16 protein-coding genes are annotated in these 15,705 nt (G+C 65.2%); 5 read left to right on the top strand and 11 right to left on the bottom strand.

Annotated features, from left to right (window positions below):
• Nucleotides 1-95: 95 nt before the first annotated feature.
• The 7 genes from ureC to GSQ79_RS20325 form a co-directional block, all read right to left on the bottom strand.
• Complete coding sequence (gene ureC, locus GSQ79_RS20355; protein ID WP_158810500.1) at nucleotides 96-1,808, bottom strand: urease subunit alpha; 1,713 nt, start codon at nucleotides 1,806-1,808, stop codon at nucleotides 96-98.
• 9 nt (nucleotides 1,809-1,817) lie between these two features.
• Nucleotides 1,818-2,513 carry an urease subunit gamma gene (locus tag GSQ79_RS20350; protein WP_158810498.1) on the bottom strand — a complete coding sequence of 232 codons (696 nt, stop codon included), beginning with the start codon at nucleotides 2,511-2,513 and terminating at the stop codon, nucleotides 1,818-1,820.
• A gap of 15 nt (nucleotides 2,514-2,528) precedes the next feature.
• Nucleotides 2,529-3,233 carry an urease accessory protein UreF gene (locus GSQ79_RS20345; RefSeq protein ID WP_158810497.1) on the bottom strand — a complete coding sequence of 235 codons (705 nt, stop codon included), beginning with the start codon at nucleotides 3,231-3,233 and terminating at the stop codon, nucleotides 2,529-2,531.
• A 2-nt stretch (nucleotides 3,234-3,235) separates the two neighbouring features.
• Nucleotides 3,236-5,437: a protein-disulfide reductase DsbD gene (locus GSQ79_RS20340; RefSeq protein ID WP_158810495.1), complete on the bottom strand. Its 2,202-nt coding sequence runs from the start codon at nucleotides 5,435-5,437 to the stop codon at nucleotides 3,236-3,238.
• Between the two features lie 91 nt (nucleotides 5,438-5,528).
• Complete coding sequence (locus tag GSQ79_RS20335; protein ID WP_158810493.1) at nucleotides 5,529-5,834, bottom strand: plasmid stabilization protein; 306 nt, start codon at nucleotides 5,832-5,834, stop codon at nucleotides 5,529-5,531.
• A 56-nt stretch (nucleotides 5,835-5,890) separates the two neighbouring features.
• Nucleotides 5,891-6,376: a hypothetical protein gene (locus tag GSQ79_RS20330; protein ID WP_158810492.1), complete on the bottom strand. Its 486-nt coding sequence runs from the start codon at nucleotides 6,374-6,376 to the stop codon at nucleotides 5,891-5,893.
• 65 nt (nucleotides 6,377-6,441) lie between these two features.
• Nucleotides 6,442-7,758 carry an Nramp family divalent metal transporter gene (locus tag GSQ79_RS20325; protein WP_246725465.1) on the bottom strand — a complete coding sequence of 439 codons (1,317 nt, stop codon included), beginning with the start codon at nucleotides 7,756-7,758 and terminating at the stop codon, nucleotides 6,442-6,444.
• Between the two features lie 140 nt (nucleotides 7,759-7,898).
• Here GSQ79_RS20325 and mntR point away from each other — a divergent pair, with 140 nt between their 5' ends.
• Complete coding sequence (mntR, locus tag GSQ79_RS20320) at nucleotides 7,899-8,354, top strand: manganese-binding transcriptional regulator MntR (protein ID WP_256379043.1); 456 nt, start codon at nucleotides 7,899-7,901, stop codon at nucleotides 8,352-8,354.
• A gap of 539 nt (nucleotides 8,355-8,893) precedes the next feature.
• The gene (locus GSQ79_RS20315) at nucleotides 8,894-9,079 is read left to right on the top strand and encodes a hypothetical protein (RefSeq protein WP_158810490.1); all 186 of its coding nucleotides are present in this window, start codon (nucleotides 8,894-8,896) and stop codon (nucleotides 9,077-9,079) included.
• A gap of 69 nt (nucleotides 9,080-9,148) precedes the next feature.
• Here GSQ79_RS20315 and GSQ79_RS20310 read toward each other — a convergent pair whose 3' ends face one another.
• Complete coding sequence (locus GSQ79_RS20310; RefSeq protein WP_158810488.1) at nucleotides 9,149-9,541, bottom strand: hypothetical protein; 393 nt, start codon at nucleotides 9,539-9,541, stop codon at nucleotides 9,149-9,151.
• 174 nt (nucleotides 9,542-9,715) lie between these two features.
• On the opposite strand from GSQ79_RS20310, the gene GSQ79_RS20305 reads away from it, so the two are divergent.
• The 3 genes from GSQ79_RS20305 (at nucleotide 9,716) to GSQ79_RS20295 (ending at nucleotide 12,890) form a co-directional block, all read left to right on the top strand.
• A complete protein-coding gene (locus GSQ79_RS20305; protein ID WP_158810486.1) occupies nucleotides 9,716-9,958 on the top strand; it encodes a DUF2188 domain-containing protein in 243 nt (80 codons plus the stop codon).
• Between the two features lie 82 nt (nucleotides 9,959-10,040).
• Nucleotides 10,041-11,018 (top strand): quinone oxidoreductase, encoded by a 978-nt coding sequence (locus GSQ79_RS20300; protein ID WP_158810484.1) that lies wholly within the window; start codon nucleotides 10,041-10,043, stop codon nucleotides 11,016-11,018.
• A 117-nt stretch (nucleotides 11,019-11,135) separates the two neighbouring features.
• Nucleotides 11,136-12,890 carry a monovalent cation:proton antiporter-2 (CPA2) family protein gene (locus GSQ79_RS20295; RefSeq protein WP_158810483.1) on the top strand — a complete coding sequence of 585 codons (1,755 nt, stop codon included), beginning with the start codon at nucleotides 11,136-11,138 and terminating at the stop codon, nucleotides 12,888-12,890.
• 9 nt (nucleotides 12,891-12,899) lie between these two features.
• On the opposite strand, the gene rocD is transcribed toward GSQ79_RS20295, so the two are convergent.
• The 3 genes from rocD to GSQ79_RS20280 all read right to left on the bottom strand — a co-directional run bounded on the left by rocD (nucleotide 12,900) and on the right by GSQ79_RS20280 (nucleotide 15,291).
• The gene (gene rocD / locus GSQ79_RS20290) at nucleotides 12,900-14,144 is read right to left on the bottom strand and encodes an ornithine--oxo-acid transaminase (RefSeq protein ID WP_158810481.1); all 1,245 of its coding nucleotides are present in this window, start codon (nucleotides 14,142-14,144) and stop codon (nucleotides 12,900-12,902) included.
• A gap of 184 nt (nucleotides 14,145-14,328) precedes the next feature.
• Complete coding sequence (locus GSQ79_RS20285; protein WP_158810480.1) at nucleotides 14,329-14,781, bottom strand: cupin domain-containing protein; 453 nt, start codon at nucleotides 14,779-14,781, stop codon at nucleotides 14,329-14,331.
• Between the two features lie 165 nt (nucleotides 14,782-14,946).
• A complete protein-coding gene (locus tag GSQ79_RS20280; protein ID WP_158810479.1) occupies nucleotides 14,947-15,291 on the bottom strand; it encodes an SWIB/MDM2 domain-containing protein in 345 nt (114 codons plus the stop codon).
• Nucleotides 15,292-15,705: the final 414 nt, after the last annotated feature.

Raw genomic sequence — 15,705 nt, 5'->3', positions numbered from 1 at the left:
GCGCCGTCTTGCCGCAGCCGACCGGGCCGCCGATACCGATGCGCGCCGCCGTCGCCGGTTTGATCCGTGCTTGTACATCGCCCTGAGTCATGGCGTCACCGCAGCATGTAGCGCTGCGCGAGCGGCAGCACGGAGGCCGGCTCGCAGGTTGCGAGTTCGCCGTCGACGAACACGTCGAAGGTTTGCGGGTCGACGCGAATGTTTGGGCAGGCGTCGTTCCATAGCATGTTGGCCTTGCTGAGTTTGCGCGTTCCATGCACCGGCAGCAGCGCCTTGCGCATGCCGAGCCGGTCGCCGAGGCCGGCCTTGATGGCAAGCGGGTGGACGAAGCAAGCGGACAGCCCCTGCTTGGCGAGGCCGAAGGCGCCCCATTGCGGGCGCAGCATCATCGGTTCGCAGGTCATCAGCGACGCCGCTGAATCGCCCATCGCGCCCCAGGCGATGAAGCCGCCCTTGATGATCAGTTCCGGCTTGATGCCGAAGAAAGCTGGCCGCCAGATCACGATATCAGCCATCTTGCCGTCTTCAAGCGAGCCGACGTGATCGGCGATGCCGAAGGTGCGCGCGGCGTTGATCGTGTACTTGGCGATGTAGCGGCGGATGCGGGCGTTGTCGCCGAAGCCGGGCTTGTCCTCGGGCAGCGTGCCGCGCTGGTCCTTCATTTTCGACGCAAGCTGCCAGGTTCGGCAGATCACCTCGTGGATGCGGCCCATGCCCTGGCTGTCAGAACCGAGCATCGAGATCGCGCCGATATCGTGCAGCACGTCCTCGGCGGCGATGGTCTGCGCGCGGATGCGACTCTCGGCGAAGGCGACGTCTTCGGGGATCGCCGGATTGAGGTGATGACAAACCATCGTCATATCGAGATGTTCGTCGAAAGTGTTGACGGTGTAGGGATTGGTCGGGTTGGTCGAAGACGGCAGGCAGTTCGACAGGCCGGCGACGCGGATGATGTCCGGCGCATGGCCGCCGCCGGCGCCCTCGGTATGATACATGTGGACGACACGGCCGCCGATCGCGCGCAGCGTGTCTTCGACGAACCCGGATTCGTTCAGCGTGTCGGTGTGCAACTGCACCTGAAAGTCGTAATCGTCGGCGATGCCGATGCAGGCGTCGATCGTCGCGGGCATCGCGCCCCAGTCTTCGTGGATCTTGAGGCCACAGACGCCGGTGCGCAGCTGTTCGATCAGCGGCAGGGTCTTGTGGGAATTGCCGCGGCCCAGGAAGCCGAAGTTCATCGGCCAGGCCTCGGAGGCCTGCAGCATCTTGCCGGTATTGAACGGGCCGCCGGAATCGATGCCGACGGTGATCGGTCCCAGCGAGCCGCCGAGCATGGTGGTGATACCCGACGCGATGGCGTGTTCGACGAGCTGCGCGGAGTCGAAATGCACATGGACGTCGATCGCGCCGGCGGTGGCGATCATGCCTTCGCAGTCGCGCACCGTGGTGCCGGCGCCGACGATGAGGCGCGGATCGACTCCATCCATCACGGCAGGATTGCCCGCTTTGCCGATGCCGACGATCTTGCCGGCGCGAATGCCGAGATCGCCTTTGACGATGCCGAGGACGGCATCGATGACGAGGACGTTGCACAGAAGGAAGTCGAGCGCGCCTTCGGCATTGGTGACGCCTGCGGCGAGACCCATACCGTCACGCAGCGTCTTGCCGCCGCCATGCAGGCACTCGTCGCCGTAGACAGCATAATCCTTCTCGACGACTGCGACGAGAGACGTGTCGCCGAGGCGTACGCTGTCGCCGACGGTGGGGCCGTAAAGCGCGGCGTAATCGGCGCGGGGGATCATGACCATGATGCTCTCCTAAACCCCTTTGAAGCCGGCGGCGCGGGCGCGCGCGAGGATCGTCGTCCGCGTCGAGTCGTTCAGCTCCAAACCACGGGTGAGATCGTTGAGGCCGGACAGGTTCTGTTCGCCGCCGAACGTGGTCAGCGTCACGGTCTTGCGCTGCCCCGGCTCGAAGCGGACGGCGGTGCCGGCGGGAATGTCGAGGCGCAACCCCAGCGCCTTGGCGCGATCGAAGTCGAGCGCGCGATTGACCTCGAAGAAATGGTAATGCGAGCCGATCTGCACCGGGCGATCGCCGGTGTTGACCACGTCCATCGTGACGCGCGGACGTCCGGCGTTCAGCTCGATCTCGCCGGCTGTGGCCGTAATCGCGCCAGGGTGCAGATCGTCCGCCGGCGCACCCTCCACCGGGCGGATCGGCTCGTGCACGGTGACGAGCTTGGTGCCGTCCGGAAACATGCCTTCGACTTGGAGCACCGGCAGCATCGCCGCGACGCCCGGCATGACGTCGCCGGTGTGCAGAATGGTCGAGCCCCAGCCGATGAGGTCCGCCACGCTGCGGCCTTCGCGTGCGCCTTCCAGAATCTCGTCGCTGATGATCGCGACAGCCTCGGGATAGTTGAGCTTCAATCCTTTGGCACGACGCCGGCGCGCCAGTTCGGCGGCGGTGAAGATCGTCAGGCGTTCGAGCTCGGTTGGCGTGAGCAGCATGCGAGGCGCGCTCCCTTAATTGCTGAAGAGGTGGAGATCGGCATGGGCATGCCGCGCCGCGGCGATCTCGATGAAGGGAATGAAGCTGATGAGCACGGGGTCGGCATTGGTGACTGCCGCGATCGCGGCGTCGGGGTTGTCATCGGTCAGATCGGCCAGGTGTGGCAAGACCTGAGCCATGACGCGCTGAGCTTCGATCGCACCGATCTGGCCGAGGCGCACGGCGGCCGTGGTGAGGCTCGCCACCGCCTGATAGCCAGAGATGACGACGGCATCGGCCTCGCTCATGCCGAGCGCCCGCCACAATGCCCCCTGCAGAGCCGTGACATGGCCGAGCATAGTGCCTGAGCGGACGGCGTCGCGCAGTGCGTCCGCGCCGGGCGTCGCCAGGCGCACATGGGCGGCGAGGAAGGATTGGCCGTGCCGGCGTGAGCCGAGGCGCAGCGATTCCGCAAGCGTGGCGGCCTCGATCGCAGCGTCGATGCGTGCCAAAACCGCAATGTCGCCGCCCGCACGAAAGGCGGCCATCAGGGCGATGCGATCGGCGCCGGCCCAGCGATGACGCAGAGCGCCGAGGATGATGCGGGCGAGCGCGCCCTCGCTCAGCGCACCAAGCGCGGCGAGCCCTTCGATTCCGTTGGAGAAGGCGAAACCGCCCGAGGGAAACGACGAGTCGGCGTGCTGCAGGGCGAGGAACTGGTTTAGCGCGCGTGGCGGCATCGCTAGTTCACCTGCGTCGGGTGCTGCGTGTCGACATCCGCCCGGCGCGGCGTGGTATCGCCGGCGGCACGATCGAGCGCGGCGGTGACGTCGTCCGATGACAGCAGTTCCGGCAGCACGACGCCGGCGGGCGCTCCGGGGCCGTAGACGATATTGAAGGGAATGCCGTAGCGGCCGTAGGCGGCGAGGTAGGCGGCGATGGCGGCATTGGGGCGCGTCCAGTCGGCCTGCATCGGGACGGCGGCTTTGTTGAGCCGGGCGGCCATGCCGGTGTTGGACAAAACCAGTCTCTTGTTGGCCTGGCAGGTCAGGCACCAGTCCGCCGTCACGTCGACGAACACCGTCTTGCCTTGAGAGACCAGGCTCTTGATCGCGTTGCGGTCGAATTTTTGCCAAGCGATTGCCTGGTCGTCGTGCCTGGCATGGTTTTGGGTGGCGACGAGATCCGGCACCAGGATCGCCGTCAGCGCGAGAGCGGCAACCACTGGCGCGGCGAAGCGTCGGCGCGTGACGGGCGTCCTGTTCCGCCAGACCAGCAGAGCCGCGATGGCAACGAGAAGCCCAGCCACGCCAGCCGCGAGGGTGACACTGACCTGGCTTGCCAGGACGGCCAGAAGCCAGACAGCTGTGGCGACGAGCGGCGCGGCCATAAGCTTCTTGACGATCAGCATCCAGCGGCCAGGCTTCGGCAGGCGGGTTGCGAGGCGCGGCAGCGCCGCGACGAGCAGATAGGGCAGGGCCAGGCCGATGCCGAGCGCCAGAAAAATGGCGAGCATCGTAATGGGCTCGCCGGCGAGCGCGAAGCCGACGGCCGTCCCGAGGAACGGGGCCGAGCAGGGGGTCGCCAGCAGCGTGGCGAAGGCCCCGGTGGCGAAATGGCCGATCAGCTTGTCGTCGGGGCCGAGGCGGCGGCTCGCCACGGCGGCAACGACGCGTGGCAGCGGCACTTCGAACAGCCCCCAGAGATGGCAGGCGAACAGCGTCACCAGAACCGCCATGCCGGCGATGAAGGCGGGTTCCTGGAACTGAATGCCCCAGCCGATCGTTTGGCCCGCTGCCTTTAAGCCGATCAGCACGCCGGCGATTGCAAGAAACGAGACGATGATGCCGGCCGCCGTCGCCAGGAAACCGGCGCGAACCGCGGCCGGCGCCCGGCCGCCCTGGCTGACGACGCCGATGAATTTGATGCTCAGCACCGGCAGCACGCAGGGCATCAGGTTGAGGATCAGGCCGCCGAGCAGGGCGATGCCGAGCATGGCGAGGAGCGATGGGCCGGGCACTTCCTCGGCGACCGAGGTGCCTTGTGTGATTTGGCTGTGCTGCTCCAGCGCGCGCTCGCCATCGGTGAGCGTGAGGGTGACAGGACGACCGGTGAGCTTGGCGCCAATCGGCAGGTGCTCGGTCATCGGAATGACAAAGGTCGCGGCATGGCGATCATCCGACAGCGAGAGCCGCGGTAGGCCGAGGCCGAGGGAGGGGTCGACCTCGGCGATGATGTCGGGCCGGACGAACGGGTCCTGCGCGTTGGCCTTGATCTCGAGCGCCAAGGCGCCCTTGTCGGAGACTTCCGCGACGCTGGCGATCGACAGGCCCGCGACTTCGGCTCCGCCCGGGACCGCCGCGCGCGCCTTGGCGATCAACTGCGCCTCGGGATCCGCCGATGCCGGGCCGGCCGGGACGCCGAGCGTGAGCGCAAAGGTCCGGGGGACGCAGAGTTCGGCGCAGACCAGGATGTCGAGCTTCAGCTTGAGCTCGAGAGGCTGTCCCGGCGTCGCGACGGTGGCGTCGACTGGGAAGATGACGTCGTGCTTGTAGCCGAACGTCTGAATACCGAGCAGGGTCATGCGCTGCGGCTTGGGATAGAGCAGGGTGGCTGTCGCGAGGTTGGCGGAGCCGTCCCAGGCGAGCGCCGGGGGCAGGCCGGCGTCCCCCGGCGAGCGCCAGTAGGTCTTCCATGTCTCGTCGAGCTTGACCTCGATCCCGAGCGGCAGGGTTTTCAGGTCGCCGGTCCCGGCGACGGCGGCGATCAGGCGGGCCTGGACGAAATCGCCGCTGACCCACGGGCTCGTCGCGGCATCCGCTGGTGCGGTCAGCAGCGCGGAAGCAGCCGCGATCCCGAGCAGCGCGAAAAGGCGCGAGCGCGTCCACGGCGATGCCTGGGGCGTCGTCCGGAGCGGCGGGGCATCGGGTCTGGCGTCGGTCATCGCGTCTCCAGCGCCCTTGGTTAGAGCCGCGGCGGGGCGAGTGCAAGCATGCGCCCGACCCCGCAACCGGCAGGAGGCAAAAGTGTCGATGCTATCCGGCGTTGCGCTTTTGCGTCGCGGCGGCTTTCTTGGCTGACGCGGATCGGGCTGCGGCCGGAGGCGAGGCGGAGGCACCGCCGCCTTTCTCACCGCCGGCGTGGGCCGCGGGATGGCCGGTCGTCTTGCCGCGTCCGGACCCGCCGGGCTTTTTGCCGCCACCATCATCCTTGTTGACTGTGGCCCAGGCCCGACGTTCTGCCTCGGGTGCCGGCACGCCGCGGCTTTCGTAGCTCTCCGCGATGTGCTCTGCCTTGTCTTTCTGCTTGTCCGTGTATTTGGATTTGTCGCCCTGCGGCATGACCATCCTCCCGCGTTGCATAATCGCCGAACGCGCATGCGGAAGGCTGGTTCGCGTTAAAGCTCGCCGCCGAAGAGCAGAGCTTCGGCAGATTTTCCTTCGACGACACTGGCTGCCGAACGGAGCCGTTCGATGATGTGGCCCCGTGCCTTGTCGATGATGGCCACCACCGTTTCGGCTTCAGGTGCGGCTGAAAACTTGACCGCCATCTGAATCTTGTTCTCCGTCTCAAGCCCGGATGACAGATCCAGGATCGTTACATCGACCGAAACGGAGGCGAAGGTGCCAGCCGCTTCCTTGGTAAACCGGATCGACCCAAACGCGACATCGATCGATACTGTCTCTTCCGGCGTGTGTTCGCTCACGAATGGCGATCCTTCCTGCTTTGCGGGTTCACGGTTTTGGAAATACGCGTGCCAGAGCATAAGCGTCGCAAAGCACGCTTGCGTGACGGTATCGGCCATGGCGATGACGTGCTGCGCCCGCCGCACTTGCGCCTGCGCAATCATGACGGATACAGCGCCGACGTCGTCTGCGATCATGCTGTGCGCTGCTGCCTCTGGTACGCCGCGCATTCTAGCGCGAATTGCGGCCGATGCTTGGTGACTCAGCTTGTCGCGGCCAAGCCGGGCACGCCGAGACCGAACGCCTGCAGCAACAGAATGGTGTTGAGCAGGAGGATCGCGATCGCGCCCACGACGGCGCCGATCTGGACCAGCCGTCCGTTTGCGAACGGACCCATGAGGTCCTTGCGCCCTGTAAACAGGACGAGAGCGATCATCGGGAACGGTAGTGCGAGGCTCAAAACCACCTGGCTGTAGACCAGCGCGTCCGTGGCGTTGACGCCGAGCGCGACGATCAGGAAGGCCGGCGCCATCGTGACGAGACGCCGCAGCCAGATCGGAATTTTGAATCCGACGAAGCCCTGCATGATCAACTGGCCGGCCATGGTGCCGACAACGGAGCTGGAAATGCCGGAGGCGATCAGCGAGAGAAGGAAAAAGCCGGCCGCACCCGCGCCGAGGAGGGGCGTCAAGGTGTGATACGCGGTCTCGATCTCGGCGACGCCGCTGTGCCCGGCGTGGAAAGCGCTTGCCGCCATGATCACCATTGCCATGTTGACGAGGCCCGCGACCACCAGCGCGATCACCACTTCGCGGTTGGAGAAACGCAGAAGCGCGCGGCGCTGGCCGAGGTCGCGCCCGGGCGCACGATGCTGGGTCAGGCCGGAATGCAGATAGAGCGCGTGCGGCATGACGGTGGCACCGATGATGCCGACGGCGATCGTCAGCGCCGCGGCATCGGGGAGCCGGGGAAGCACGGTGCCAAGGCCAGCCGCGGCCCAATCCACCGGCGCGACGACCATTTCGATGAGGTAGCAGAGCGCGATGATGGCGACGAGGCTGCCGATGATGAGTTCGATCGGGCGAAAGCCCTTCGTCTCCACGGAAAGGATCGCGAAGGTGATGGCGCCGGTGATCGCCATGCCGACAAGCAGCGGCAGATGAAACAGCAGGGCGAGCCCGATCGCGCCGCCGAGAAACTCCGCGAGGTCTGTCGCCATCGCGGCGACCTCGCTGATCCCCCACATCACGATGACGACGGGGCGCGGCCAACGCTCGCGACACAGTTCGGCGAGGTTGCGGCCCGTGACGATCCCCAGTTTGGCGGACAGCGACTGGAACAGCATGGCGATGGCATTGGCCATCAGCACGACCCAAAGCAGGGCGTAACCATACTTCGATCCGGCCTGGATGTTGGTCGCGAAATTGCCGGGATCCATGTAGGCGATCGAGGCGATGACAGCCGGTCCGGCAAAGAGCAGCCCGCGGCGCCAGCCGCCAGGGCCGCGCCCGTCCAACGCCTCGCCGATCTCGCGGGTCGCGCGATCGGTCATCGACGGCTTCATCACGATCTCGGTCACGCGCAATGGTGCTCCAACCCGAACTGCCATCGAATGTAGCATGGGCTACATTAGGGTCAATGCGCTATACTCTGAAGCCGCACCTTGCCGATCGGCGCGGCTCGACCGATGTGAGACTCGACAAATATTAAGAGAACCCCGTGCGATCTGCTGCAAGCACCGTAGGCCCCGTTGACGCAATGCCGGAAGAGCCGACGCAGGCGCATCGGTTCGACTTGGCGCGCAAGGCGCGGTCGACGTCGCTGCTGGAGGATTACGTCGAGTTGATCGCCGATCTCGCCGCGGCGACAGGCGAAGCGCGGGCCACCGACATCGCCAAGCGCCTGGGCGTAACGCATCCCACCGCCATCAAAGCCATCGGCCGGCTGAAGGCGGCGGGTCTGGCGACCTCGCGGCCATATCGCGGCGTCTTCCTGACCGATGCGGGGCTCGAACTTGCGAAGAAGACAAAGGCGCGGCATCGCCTCGTCGTCGACGTCCTGATCGCCATCGGCGTCCCGACGGAGTCCGCGGAGGCCGATGGCGAAGGGATCGAGCACCACGTCTCCGAAGCCACGCTCAGAGCCTTTGCGCGATTCATGCGAAACCGCGCCTGAACGTCATCGTCAACCGTTTCCCGGACCGGTTCCGGCGTTGGTTGGGCTTTACCTTCTTGAGGGCGCCCTTGATCCGGCAGGGCACCCGACCCAGGCTGTCGCGGCGAGTTTGCGTCTTGTAGCGCTCCAAACCGACCCCGAAGGTGACATCGAGCCTGCGGCCGTCGGCGTCGCCGTCGTTGCCGAAGACGTATTTGATCCAGAACTCGTCGAGGATTCTACGAGGGTAAAATAGCTGGGTGTCTCCTCATAGGCCCCGATGATCAGCGTCCACTGGATGGAGCCCGCAACGATTTCCTTCAGAGCGGACACGCGCCGTCGAGCTTTGGGACGAAGGTCAGGATTCTGTCGTGCGAGGCCGTGAGGGCTTTCATGTAGCCTGTAGCGCGGCGCAAAAGGCTCGGCGTCATCGGCGGCACAAAGCGGTCGCTCCATGACCCCCAAAAAGTCGGGTCCAGCGCCTAGTGTGGGTGGCTTGAAACTCTGGGACGTCGAGACACTTGCGCAACGAGACAGCAGACGGAGTGCCACGTCAGGTCGTGGACGATCCAACCTTCAGGATCGCGCCGGCGGCGCGGGGATGGCGGGTGCACATCACCTGGTCCGACGGCGAAGAGGGGCCAGCGATCGTGTTCGCATCGCGTGGCGACGCAGAAACCTGGATCGAGCGCGACGCGCGTGATTGGCTTGTGCGGCTCGCGTCGATAACGCCGCTTCCCGGCTGAATGCAGAGGCAAAAAAAAGCGCCGCCCGGTGGGCGGCGCTCTCATCATATCAGGACTGTCACGAATGGATTAACGGTGACCGCCGCCGTGGCCACCACCACCATGGCCGCCGCCGTGACCGCCGCCGCCGCCATGACCACCACCGTGGCCGCCGCCACCGAAGTGTCCGCCACCGCCGTGGCCGCCGCCGCCGAAGCCGCGTCCGCCACCATGGAACCCGCCACCACCGCCGCCGAGGAAGCCGAGGCCGCGACGGAAGCGGAAGCCGCAGCGATAGAAGCCTGGGCCATGCCAACCGTCGGGATAGAAGCAGCGGCCGCCGAACTGAACCTGAGTCACCGGGCTGTCAGCCGTGGCTGCGAGCGGTTCGGCGCCAAAAGCCGGGAGCGCTTCCGCGCCGCCGGCCATTGCCAGGCTGGCCACGAGCGCCGATGCGCAGAGCCCCATCTTGAACTTGATCATATCGTTGTCCCTTCCCGATGTCCGAATAGTTCAGCTTTGGAATGCCAAGCTTGGCCGGAAGTTCCTCCGTCATTCGACAAAGGTCGAGGATGCACGGGAAGGTGATGGTTGACGGAACCCGTCGGGGAGCGCTCCGTTGCCGCGGATGTATCGAGGGAGGCAAGGAGCGCGGTCATGGTCAATCTGACGTACAAGGTCGTCGAGCACGATGGCGGCTGGGCCTACAAGGTGGGCGACGTTTTCTCCGAGACGTTCCGGACCCACGATGACGCTCATGCCGCGGCTGAGATCGCGGCGCGGGAGCAGAAAAGCCCGGGCGAAGCCGAGGCGATCGAGTATCAGGACGCTTCGGGCAAGTGGCGCGTCGAAGACGCCAAGGGTGACGATCGCCCCCTGACGGACGTCTCGGATCCTTGATCCATTGGTCCGCGTTTCGCCTTGCCGTTTATTCCGGCAAGGCTTAGTCGCAGCAGCCAGCTTGGTATAACGGGGCATGAGCATGAAAACGCAGGTCGTGCGGCTCGCCGAACTCGGCGCGCCATCGGTGATGAGGCTGCAAGACGAAACGCTTCTCGCGCCCGGTCCTGGCGAAGTGCAGCTGCGACAGACGGCAATCGGGTTCAACCTCATCGACGTCTATCAGCGCAAAGGGGTCTATCCCCTGCCGCTGCCGACCGGCCTTGGCCATGAGGCCGCTGGTGTCGTCGAGGGGCTGGGTGCTGGGGTCACGGGTTTCACGCTTGGCGATCGCGTCGCCTATATGAACGCCGGGCTCGGCGCCTACGCCAGCCACCGCAATGTCGCCGCCGAAAAGCTCGTGGCGATTCCGGACGGCATCAGCGACGAGGGTGTCGCCGCGGTTCTGTTCAAGGGCATGACCGCGCAATATCTGCTACTGCGGACTCACAAGGTTCAGCCGGGCGATGTGGTGCTGGTGCATGCCGCGGCCGGCGGCGTCGGGCAAATCCTCTGCCGCTGGGCCAAGGCGCTTGGCGCTTTCGTCGTCGGAACCGCCGGATCCCCTGAAAAATGCGCGACCGCCCTGGCGGTGGGATGCGACGCGGCGATCGACTATAACAAGCCGGACTGGCCTGCCGCCGTCCTCGCGGCGATGAACGGCAAGAAAGCGCGCGTCGTCTATGATTCGGTTGGCAAGAGCACGTTCCTCCATTCGCTGGATTTGACGGCGCCGTTCGGTCTGGTGGTGCTGTATGGCGCGGCGTCGGGCCCGGCGCCTGCGATCGACCCGGAACTCCTCAACAAGAAGGGCTGCCTGTTCCTCACGCGTCCTTCGGTGTTCCCGCACAATGCCGATCCCACCACGTTCAGGACTAATGCCGCGGAGCTTTTCGCCGCCATTCAGTCGGGCGCAGTGAAGCCGGAAATAGGGGCACGCTTTCCGCTGTCTGCCGTTGTGGAGGCGCACATGGCGGCGGAGGCGCGGGCCACCTCGGGGGCCATCGTGCTGCTTCCCTAAAGCCGGCGTGGTGACGTTTAAGCTGGACTGACATCGCCTGAACGCTAGAACGGCTGCGATAACGGACGCGTGAGGACCCGATTGGTCTGATCGGATGCCGTAGGGAGCCGTTCGCCCATGTTAATGACCGTCGTCACGCTTCTCGCGGCCGCGGTGCTGCTGGTCTCGATTACCAAGCGACTTGGGTTCGGCAGCATTCTGGGATACCTCGTCGCCGGCGTCGTGATCGGACCATCGGGCGTCAAGCTGATCGACGACGTCCATTCGATCAGCGAGATTTCGGAACTCGGCGTGCTCATGCTGCTGTTCCTCATCGGCCTGGAACTGCGGGTGTCGCGCATCTGGGCGATGCGGCGTGCCGTGTTCGGTCTTGGTGGGGCGCAGGTCGTCGTCACCGGCGCGGCGCTGACGGCCGCAGCCTGGGCGCTGCACGTGTCGCTGCCCGGCGCCGCGATCCTCGGCGTTGGCCTCGCTTTGTCGTCAACGGCGATCGTTCTGCCGTTGCTCGCCGAACGCAATCTTCTCGCTGGCGCCGCAGGCCGCGACAGTTTTTCCGTCCTACTGTTCCAGGATCTCGCCTCGATCCCGCTTATCGCCATCGTCCCGGTGCTCGTCGGGCATACGACGGGCGGCCCGATATGGCCGGGCGTGCTGCGGGCGCTGATCGCGATCGGCATGATCCTGGTCGGCGGCCGCTTTCTTGTGCGGCCGCTGTTTCGCGCGATCGGCGGCGCGAAAAACCGTGAGGTGTTCACCGCGACGGCGCTACTGCTCGTCGTCAGCGCCGCGGCGATCGTTGGCGCCGTCGGGCTGCCGCTGTCGCTCGGTGCCTTCGCCGCCGGCGTCGTGCTATCGGAATCCGAATACCGCCATGAGCTCCAGGCGGATATCGAACCGTTCGAAGGCCTGCTGCTTGGCCTGTTCTTCATGACGGTCGGCATGTCGGCCAACGTCGCTCTGGCGATCGCCGATCCCGCGCTGATCGCGGCCTGCGTCGTCGGTCTCGTCACGATCAAGGCGGCGATCGCCTACGCGCTCGGCCGCATTCGCGGGCAAAGCGCCCTCTCGGCGACCCGCTTCGCCTTTGCGATCTCACAGGGTAGCGAGTTCGCTTTCGTGCTGTTTGGCGTCGCCCTCGCTGTCGGTGCGCTGGCGACCGGCGATATCGAACGCGCGACTCTTGTCGTGGCGCTATCGATGCTCATCAGCCCCGTGCTGTTCGCCCTGTCCGAACGATTTCTGGTGCCGCACCTGAAAAAGGGTGTCAGGCCGGCCTACGCCACGCCGGATGCGGCACCTGCTCCCGTGATCATCTGCGGCTTCGGCCGCTTCGGGCAGGTCGTCGGCCGCGTCCTGCGTGCCCGGGGCATCACGTTCAACGCGCTCGACGCAGAGCCGGATGCCGTCGAGATCGTCCGGCGGTTCGGCTACACCGCGTTTTATGGCGACGCGACGCGTCTCGATCTGCTGCGTGCGGTCGGCGCGGAACAGGCGCGGGTGATCGTCGTGGCGATCCCCGGCGCCGAGGACACGCTGAAGATCGTCGAACTCGTGAAGAAACATTTTGGACAAGCCGAAATCTACGTGCGCTCGCGCAACCGCCAGCACACGCACCTGCTGATGGACGCCGGCGCCACGGAAATCGTGCGCGAAACCTTTTTTTCGAGCCTGCGGCTGAGTGAACTCGTGCTGCAGGGCCTCGACTTCTCGCCGGAAGAGGCGAAGCGGACCGTTGCGACGTTCCGTGAGCGCGACGAGCAGATGCTGTTGGATCAGCACGAATTCTATGCGGACGAAGCGAAGCTGGTCCAGACATCCAAGGATGCGGCCGTCGAGTTGCGCGAGTTATTCGAGGCGGACAAGGAGCAGTAAGGCGTCGAGCTAAACGCTCCGGCGTGGCGCAACCTCATCCAGCGCTTCGGCGAAGATCATGACCGCCTGCAGCAGGTCGCTTTCGGCAATGATCAGCGGCGGGGCGAGCCGCAGCACGGTGTCGTGCGTCTCCTTTGCCAGGACGCCGCGCCGCAGCATCGCGAGGCACACCGCCTTTGCTTTGGTGAAGATAGGGTCGATCTCGATGCCGACCCAGAAGCCTTTGCCGCGAACGGCGACGATGGCGGGGTGGTCGATGGCGCGCAACGCATCCATCAACACCACGCCAAGGCGCTGGCTGCGGCCGGCGAGATCCTCGTCGACCAGGACGCGCATCGATTCGCGGGCGACCGCCATCGCGAGCGGATTGCCGCCGAAGGTCGAGCCGTGGCTGCCGGGATCGAAGACGTCCATCACGCTGCGCCGGGCGATGAAGGCGGAAACCGGCAGCAGGCCGCCGCCCAAGGCCTTGCCGACGATCAGCCCATCGGGGCGGGCGCCTTCGTGCTCGAAGCAGAACATTTCACCCGTCCGGCCGAACCCGGATTGCACCTCGTCGAAGATCAATAGGATGCCATGGGCATCGCAGATCCGCCGCAGGGCGGCGAGATAGCCGGTAGGTGGTACGACGACGCCTGCCTCGCCCTGGATCGGTTCGACCATGATCGCTGCGGTGCGCGGGCCAATCGCTGCCTCGGCCGCTGCGGCATCTCCGAACGGAACGGTGACGAAGCCCGGCGCGAAAGGGCCAAAGCCGCGGCGGGAATTCGGATCCGACGAGAACCCAATGATGCTCGTCGTGCGGCCGTGAAAGTTGTTGGCTGCGACGATGATCTCGGCGGCATCGTCGGGAATCGCGAGCCGATCGTAGCCGTAGCGTCGCGCTGCCTTGATCGCCGTCTCGACCGCCTCGGCGCCGGTGTTCATCGGCAGGCAGGCGTCGAGGCCGGCGAGATCCGCCAGTTCGGCGCAGAAGAAACCGAGATTGTCCGCATGGACGGCGCGGGACACGAGCGCGAGGCGACCGAGTTGCTGCTGCAGCGCGCCGACCACGCGCGGATGCAGGTGGCCGAGATTGTTGGCGGAATAGGCGCTCATCATGTCGATGTAGCGCTTGCCGTCGACATCGATGAGATGCGCGCCGTGGCCCTCGGCCATGACGGCGGGCAAGGGCGTGTAGTTGTCGGCGCCGTAGCGCGCCTCGCGGTCGATCGCGGCCTGCGCGGGAGAAAGGGCCGCGGTGGGATGGGTCATGGCGCTGAGTCCGGATGGCGCTGAGTGGACGCGAGCCTAAACCCTTCGCGAGTTAGATCACACCGTCTGTGTCGAAGCGCTTGCCACTTGGTGGAATCACCAAGGCGATCAGAAACCGCCCTCTTCTCAAAAAATCAGAGCATTTTCTCGATCACAAAGTCTGCAACTGTTGTGAAAAATAACCCTAGGGAACGAGGTGATAATCCTCTTTGGCCTGCGGCGGCGTCTTGACGGCGACAAGCTTGAAAGTCCCGCTTGTCGCATGCGTGCCGCCGTGCGGCATTCCCTTGGGAATGATGATCAAATCGCCGGGCTTGATGGGGATCTCTTTATCGCCGAGCCACATCGTCCCGGTGCCTTCCACGACATATTGAATCTCGTTGGCGACGGCATGAAAGTGTTTCGCCGAGTCGCCGGTCTGGACCTGGACCGTTCCGGTCTTCGAGGCGGCAAAGATTTTTGTATAGCGGAGCGTCGGACCCGGCAGCGGCGCGCCGAGATCCGGACCGGTCAGAGCGGGAACGTTGACGACCTGCGCCACCATCGGCGGTTCGTCGTCCGCCGTTGCCGGCTTGATGCTTCTGGCGAACAGCACGCCGGCGCCAAAGGCAACCAGCAGAGCGAGGGCGATGATCATGATCTGGCTTCCGCCTATACTCTGCCGTTTGAACAAAGGCGGCCTACCGATTGCTGAGCAAATAGGACGAAGTCCGATCGATCAGGTGTATCTAACCGATCAGAATCGATGTGACGAGATCACCTGTCCAAGACGCCTTCAGGCGTTTTGGACGGCGGTGATCGACTAGTTCTTGAGATGCTTGGCGAGATACTTGTTCATCTCGAACATCGTGACCTTGTCTTTTTCGAAGACCAGCTTGAGCTTGTCGTCGGCGATGATCTCGCGCTTGTTGGCTTCGTTCTGAAGCTTGTGCTTCTTGATGTACTCCCAGACCTTGCTGACGACTTCGGTCCGCGGCAGCGGATCGGATCCGACCACGGCGGCGAGTTCCTTCGAGGGTGTCAATGGCTTCGAGAACGCGCTCGGCGCGCCTGCCACTTTCGGCTTAGCGGTCTTGGTCGCGGGCGCCTTTTTCGGCGCTGCAGTCGCGGCGGCCTTGGCCGCTGGCTTCTTGGCTGGTTCCTTCATGCGATTCCCCTCCGACACACTTGGTCGTTCGCGGTGTCCACAGCGCCCTCGGCACCGCTTCTCCCTCTGACAAGTGTCCGACCGAACCTTAAGCCTAGGCTGACGTCAAGCACCCAAGGTCTCGAAGCTGGCGCCGCCCACGAAAATCGACCGCGTTTGGACGCTCAGGGCGGAAAGAGGGGGGTGCAGGTATGTAAAATCATAAAATTACGATCTGATTTAATGCAGACAAGTCGTCCACCTAACGAAACGACTCGGCTTTCACGGGGCTGGGGCTCGTGAACCGACGTCGGCAACGATCGGCGGCGCGACCGCGATGTGTCGTGAAGGCAACACACGCGGCTAGTAAGGTTTGCCTCGGTGGCCCCGGCGGGTGCGATCGGGTAGGTTCCGGGCGGATTGGTGGGGCAGCAT

It is taken from the genome of Beijerinckia sp. L45, assembly GCF_009765775.1.
GTDB lineage: Bacteria > Pseudomonadota > Alphaproteobacteria > Rhizobiales > Beijerinckiaceae > RH-AL1.
The sequence above is the reverse complement of the archived record's forward strand: the minus strand, read 5'-3'. Positions and strand labels throughout refer to the sequence as shown.

What these genes read in the sequence shown, in the direction of transcription:
- GSQ79_RS20305 (WP_158810486.1), top strand. Translation starts at nt 9,716, where the DNA reads ATGGTCAATCTGACGTACAAGGTCGTCGAGCACGATGGCGGCTGGGCC.
- GSQ79_RS20295 (WP_158810483.1), top strand. Translation starts at nt 11,136, where the DNA reads ATGTTAATGACCGTCGTCACGCTTCTCGCGGCCGCGGTGCTGCTGGTC.
- ureC (WP_158810500.1), bottom strand. Translation starts at nt 1,808, where the DNA reads ATGGTCATGATCCCCCGCGCCGATTACGCCGCGCTTTACGGCCCCACC.
- GSQ79_RS20335 (WP_158810493.1), bottom strand. Translation starts at nt 5,834, where the DNA reads ATGCCGCAGGGCGACAAATCCAAATACACGGACAAGCAGAAAGACAAG.
- GSQ79_RS20340 (WP_158810495.1), bottom strand. Translation starts at nt 5,437, where the DNA reads ATGACCGACGCCAGACCCGATGCCCCGCCGCTCCGGACGACGCCCCAG.
- GSQ79_RS20285 (WP_158810480.1), bottom strand. Translation starts at nt 14,781, where the DNA reads ATGATCATCGCCCTCGCTCTGCTGGTTGCCTTTGGCGCCGGCGTGCTG.
- rocD (WP_158810481.1), bottom strand. Translation starts at nt 14,144, where the DNA reads ATGACCCATCCCACCGCGGCCCTTTCTCCCGCGCAGGCCGCGATCGAC.
- GSQ79_RS20350 (WP_158810498.1), bottom strand. Translation starts at nt 2,513, where the DNA reads ATGCTGCTCACGCCAACCGAGCTCGAACGCCTGACGATCTTCACCGCC.
- GSQ79_RS20310 (WP_158810488.1), bottom strand. Translation starts at nt 9,541, where the DNA reads ATGATCAAGTTCAAGATGGGGCTCTGCGCATCGGCGCTCGTGGCCAGC.
- GSQ79_RS20345 (WP_158810497.1), bottom strand. Translation starts at nt 3,233, where the DNA reads ATGCCGCCACGCGCGCTAAACCAGTTCCTCGCCCTGCAGCACGCCGAC.
- GSQ79_RS20280 (WP_158810479.1), bottom strand. Translation starts at nt 15,291, where the DNA reads ATGAAGGAACCAGCCAAGAAGCCAGCGGCCAAGGCCGCCGCGACTGCA.
- GSQ79_RS20330 (WP_158810492.1), bottom strand. Translation starts at nt 6,376, where the DNA reads ATGATCGCAGACGACGTCGGCGCTGTATCCGTCATGATTGCGCAGGCG.
- GSQ79_RS20300 (WP_158810484.1), top strand. Translation starts at nt 10,041, where the DNA reads ATGAAAACGCAGGTCGTGCGGCTCGCCGAACTCGGCGCGCCATCGGTG.